Origin of the sequence: Blastomonas sp. CCH1-A6, assembly GCF_001556365.1 — a bacterium.
Lineage (GTDB): Bacteria > Pseudomonadota > Alphaproteobacteria > Sphingomonadales > Sphingomonadaceae > Blastomonas > Blastomonas ursincola.
The window spans coordinates 1-588 of record NZ_LSIS01000211.1; the positions used below are offsets into that span (position 1 = coordinate 1).

The following is a 588-nucleotide window of genomic DNA, read 5'->3' on the forward strand; positions in this document are numbered from 1 at the left end:
GCGGCGCGCTCCGGCTTGCCGTTGCTGGCACCAACAACCTACTTTTTGGCGGCGCGACCACCGCTGCCTATGGCGCTACCAACCGCACGACGTTCCAGATGGACGGCGTCGAAGGTGTTGTGCTGGCATTTCGCACCGCCAGCACGAACCGCGGCTATATGTTCGCCACGGCAGACCAGATCCTGCTCGAGGCGGAGCCCACTGCCCAGCTCAAGCTGAGCACGCTCGGGTCCAAGCCCATCGTCATCGCGACCGCCAACGTTGATCGGTTCAAGTTCCTCGAGACCGGCCCATTCGTCGGTGGCAAGGCCGATTCGGATGTCACCGTTCAGGGTGTCGAGATCAATCCGAGCGGCAGCTTTTCCGCCACATCGGTCAACACGTTCGGCGGCTATTTCAACCGCCTGAGCAGCGACGGCTCGGTCATCTCCCTGCGCCGCCAGGGCACGGAAGTCGGCAGCATCTCGGTCACGACCACAGCGACGGCCTACAACACCAGCTCCGACTATCGCCTCAAGGAAAACCTCTCACCGCTGACCGGCTCGGGCGATTTCATCGACGCGCTGAACCCGGTGCGCGGCACATGGA

Annotated in this window: 1 protein-coding gene; it reads left to right on the forward strand. The window is 63.4% G+C overall.

Going from position 1 to position 588, the window contains the following annotated elements; all coding sequences use genetic code 11:
• On the forward strand, nt 1-588 hold a 588-nt coding region (locus AX735_RS25760; RefSeq protein ID WP_202189543.1), incomplete at both ends, for a tail fiber domain-containing protein.